This window comes from Moorena sp. SIO4A5, from assembly GCF_010672005.1.
Classification (GTDB): Bacteria; Cyanobacteriota; Cyanobacteriia; order Cyanobacteriales; family Coleofasciculaceae; genus Moorena.
The window spans coordinates 1-3769 of sequence record NZ_JAAHHZ010000468.1; the positions used below are offsets into that span (position 1 = coordinate 1).

The 3769-nt window shown below is 42.8% G+C and carries 4 protein-coding genes and 1 pseudogene; 2 read left to right on the forward strand and 3 right to left on the reverse strand.

Annotation, left to right across the window (positions count from 1 at the left end):
* Positions 1-375, forward strand: a pseudogene (locus F6K57_RS39355) (hypothetical protein); the annotation flags it as partial.
* 178 nt (positions 376-553) lie between these two features.
* Positions 554-751: a Uma2 family endonuclease gene (locus tag F6K57_RS39360; RefSeq protein ID WP_293074162.1), complete on the forward strand. Its 198-nt coding sequence runs from the start codon at positions 554-556 to the stop codon at positions 749-751.
* Here F6K57_RS39360 and F6K57_RS39365 read toward each other — a convergent pair.
* The 3 genes from F6K57_RS39365 to F6K57_RS39375 all read right to left on the reverse strand — a co-directional run.
* Positions 723-1673 carry an NAD(P)-dependent oxidoreductase gene (locus tag F6K57_RS39365; RefSeq protein WP_293074153.1) on the reverse strand — a complete coding sequence of 317 codons (951 nt, stop codon included), beginning with the start codon at positions 1671-1673 and terminating at the stop codon, positions 723-725. The genes F6K57_RS39360 and F6K57_RS39365 overlap by 29 nt on opposite strands.
* Before the next feature lie 38 nt (positions 1674-1711).
* A complete protein-coding gene (locus F6K57_RS39370; RefSeq protein WP_293074156.1) occupies positions 1712-3295 on the reverse strand; it encodes an NAD(P)/FAD-dependent oxidoreductase in 1584 nt (527 codons plus the stop codon).
* An 8-nt stretch (positions 3296-3303) separates the two neighbouring features.
* The coding region (locus F6K57_RS39375) for a class II aldolase/adducin family protein (RefSeq protein ID WP_293074159.1) at positions 3304-3769 on the reverse strand (466 nt) is incomplete at its 5' end.

Genomic DNA, 3769 nt, shown 5'->3' on the forward strand with positions numbered 1-3769 from the left:
TTTATAACCAATGTAAAAATTAGTCAATATTCTCAAGACTTTTTGATAAAAGCGGCGGCAAAAAAACGAATATCTGTAGAGGAGCTTGCTTCAGAAATATTAAGCGATGCAGCGCGGTCTTGGGGAGGCAGTGCGGTCTTGGGGGTTCCCCCCATGAGCAACTGCCGTGGTTTCCCCCATGAGCGACTGCATCAAGACAATGAAGCTATTCAAAATAAGCTTTCCGAAATTGTCACTATTGGTGAAGTCAAAAAGGAATATTCTTCTAATCCATTGGCAAACAAGCAGCCCTACGCATACTATGCTGATCCTGAAGAGCCAGCTATCCCTATAGAAGACTGGGATATAGAGAATAGTTATGGAGAGGTTTTATGATTGTTCTGGAGACTCATAGTTTTGTTTGGTGGAATCAGAACGATCCTAAACTGAGCAGTTACCACCGTGAGGTGATTGAGAAGGAGAGACCAAATGGATTAGGAGTTTGTACGATAAGTCTTATTGAGATAGCAAGACTTGCTCTAAGAGTGACAATTTGGCAAAATTACGTTAGAAGATCCAGCAATTTCTGGAATTGGGAACTAAAATTGGGGTGTTAGTGGATCCGAGAACTCGCACCATGGAAGTTTATCGTCTCAATCAGGTAATGCTTGTGCTAGAGGATGGGGATGTGCTGGAAGTACCGGAATTGCATCCGGGTTGGGAATTGAGACAGATAATGACTCTCAGCGTCGTAACTTATGAGGCGTGTTGATGGTGTATCGTGGCTGTTCACCTCGTGCGTAGCGTCTAATGTTATCAATCACCACAGCCGCAATACCATCGTAACTTACGTCGGTTATGGCAGCAATGTGTGGAGTAATAATTACGTTTTGCTGACGAAGAGAATCCGTGGGGGAGTCAACTACATCAAGACCAGTTCCTGCTAAATGTCCCTTCTCTAGTGCTGCTTCTAAGGCATCTGTGTCCACTAAACCACCCCGTGCTACGTTGATGAGAAATGCTCCAGGTTTGATTGCTGCCAGTGTGTTGTGATTAATCAGATGATGAGTGTTTTTAGTATACTCGGCACACAAGATAATATAGTCAGCAATTGATAACGCTTCACAAAGAGCATTAGAGCCGTAAACTTTTTCTATCCCTGTTTCTGGTAACGCACCACGTTCTGGGTGTTGCCGAACCGCAACAAGACGCATTCCAAAAGCTTTTAGGCGTACCGCTAATGCCGTACCAATGTCACCAAGTCCAACGATACAAGCTGTTTTTCTTAATAAGGCAATACCTGCTTTTGCACTCCAGTCTTCACTTTTAGATGATTGCTGTGTGATTGTCATGTGTCGTGAGAGCATGAGCATTAGCATGATGGCATGTTCGGCAACGGAATCAGCATTGCCAGAAACACGCCCAGGTACATGTGCTACCCATACTCCAGCACGAGTAGCTGCCTCAATGTCTATAGTTTCTATACCGACACCAAACTCTTGCACTAAACCAAAGTGTCCAGAGGCAATGATTGAAGCATCAATGTTAGCCATCCAAGGTATCACAACATCAACACTATCTAAATACTTGATAATAGTATCTGAGGGACAGGTGATAATTTCATGGTCTGATAGTTGTGATGCTAGTAAGCTTACTGCTAGTGTTGCGCTATCGCTACACAATAAAACTTTCATAATTTAGACTGAAAAACAGCATCCAGTAATCCTTAGCATCAACCCCCTATAATCTTCATAGCTGCATTATGCCCTGGAATTCCACTAACGCACCCACCCCGCTTGGCTCCAGAACCACACAGGAAGATATTATCAAAGCCAATCTCCACGCCCCATATTCCCCGTTCTTCCTCTGATTCTACAAAAGGCCAGGAAAGAGATTGATGGAAGACATGACCTGTGGGAATGCCTACTTCTCGTTCCACATCCACTGGAGTTGCTACATCAACACAAAGTTGACCATTTTCATCCCGCGCTATACAATCTTCTATGGGATCTAATAAATATTGATTTACCCCATTAAGATACCTCTCCAATACTTTCTGTTTCTCTGTTTCATTGTCTTTAACAAATAAGCTATAAGGCATTTCTAACCCAAATAACGTTAGGGTCTGGTAACCTTGTGCTCTCAGAGATGGGGAGAGGATAGAATCATCCGTTAAACTATGACAATAGAACTCGCCAGGAGGATGTTCTGGTATCACTCCTTCACAAGCCATTTTGTAGCTATCGATGATGTTTTGATAACCCTCGTTGACATGGAATGTTCCAGTAAATGCCTCTACAGGATCGTAATCTGCCTTCAAACGGGGTAACTTCCTTAAAACCATATTAATTTTGATAAACGATCCTTCATCTTTGGGATCGTTGGGAGGATTATACCCACTCAACAGTTGGGAAAGTTTTTTCGGAGCAAGATTAACTAAGACATATCTTCCACTGACATAGCTTTCTTGGTTATTATGTTGGAACTTTACGGTTGCTTGCCCTTCGTTTGGCTCTATTTTGGTGACTTCAGCATGGTTGAGTATCTCGACACGATTTTTTTGGCATTGAGCAACAAGTTCCTCTGTCAGCTTCCCCATACCACCCACTGGAACACACCAATCCCCTGTACCATTGGCAATAATATGATAGAGAAACGTCCGATTTTGTTTTAAGGACGAGTCATGGGGATGGGTAAAGGTTCCAATCGTTCCATCTGTGAATACTAAACCCCGCACCAAATCACTTTGAAAGAATTCTTCAATAGCAACTCCCAAAGGTTGCTCTATAAATAACTGCCAAGCTAGCTTTTCTTCTTCCGTCTGAAAGCGATTTTTAATTTCATCTCTGGTCTGCATCGGTTCAAGCAACGAAGGCCAGATGTGCTTTCCTAAAGACTTTTGCAGTTGATGAAACTTGAGATAGCTTTGGTATTCCTCTAAATTTCCGGTGAATTGCTTAAAGGAATGCTCAGTGACTATGTCAGATTCATTACTAATCAATAAACCCTGATGTTTCCCATTCTGCTCAAATGGAGTGAAGGAAGCGGGATTTCTTTGTCGGAATTTAAAATTTAAATCTAGATCTGAGATAATTTTTTGTGGGAGCATTCCCACTAGATAGGCATACACTGAGAGTTTCGCTTCGATACCTGGAAATAGTTGTTCTGAAACAACGGCTCCTCCTACCTTATCTTGTCGTTCTAGCACCAAAACAGATTTACCTGCTTTGGTAAGATAACAGGCTGCAATTAGTCCATTGTGTCCACCACCGACGATAAGGACATCGTAGTTTTTTTGTATATTTGAAGATGCCATGATTTTTCCTAGGATAACTTGGGTGGGAGTATGTCAATATAAGAGGGATCGAGCCGATCGAGCAAACGGCGATTAGCTTCCCATACACTCTGGAATTCTTGGTTATTCTTGTGGAAGGGACCTTCGAACTGCCGTGCTGTATGTTCGCAAATCTCAGGTGGTGGTATGATTGGCTTGGCTGTACTACCCAGTACGTTAACCTGAATCTCGCACGCCTTATTCAGGTAGTACATGTAGTAGAAGGCCTCTGCCACTGTTTGACCTACAGTTAAAAGACCGTGGTTACGGAGGATTAAACATTTCTTGTTTCCCAGAGATGCCACCAGCCTTTCTCGCTCATCAAGGTCAAGTGAGATGCCCTCATAATCATGGTAGGCAACCCGATTATAAAATTCCATGGAAATTTGGTTAAGGGGCAACAAACCCTCTTCCATAGCAGCAACAGCCATGCCACTAACAGTATGGGTGTGGATG

Coding starts and splice junctions, on each gene's coding strand:
- F6K57_RS39365 (WP_293074153.1), bottom strand. CDS start 1,673: ATGAAAGTTTTATTGTGTAGCGATAGCGCAACACTAGCAGTAAGCTTA.
- F6K57_RS39370 (WP_293074156.1), bottom strand. CDS start 3,295: ATGGCATCTTCAAATATACAAAAAAACTACGATGTCCTTATCGTCGGT.